Below are 232 nucleotides of genomic sequence, written 5' to 3'. Positions count from 1 at the left end.
CGCGGAGCGCCGGAGCACCGACCTGACCCAGCCTGGACGCCGGGGCGCCCCCGCCCTCGCGCCGCTGGCGAACGAGGCCGGCCCCGACCCCGCCCTCGAGCCGCCCGGAGGCCCGGTCCATGGCGAGGCGAATGGCTCGCAGATCGAACGCGCCCCGGCGAATTTGGTGCGCCACGCCATCGACCATGGCGGCGGCCCCGGCCCGATCACCGTCGCGGTCGACGACAGCGGC

At 78.0% G+C, this 232-nt stretch carries 1 pseudogene; it reads left to right on the top strand.

From position 1 onward, the window contains the following. Positions 1-232 (top strand): annotated as a pseudogene (locus KVT37_RS33170) (sensor histidine kinase); the annotation flags it as partial.

This window comes from Mesorhizobium sp. GbtcB19, from assembly GCF_019091085.1.
Lineage (GTDB): Bacteria > Pseudomonadota > Alphaproteobacteria > Rhizobiales > Rhizobiaceae > Mesorhizobium.
Note: the sequence above shows the minus strand (reverse complement) of the source record. Positions and strands in the feature narration are given on the sequence as shown.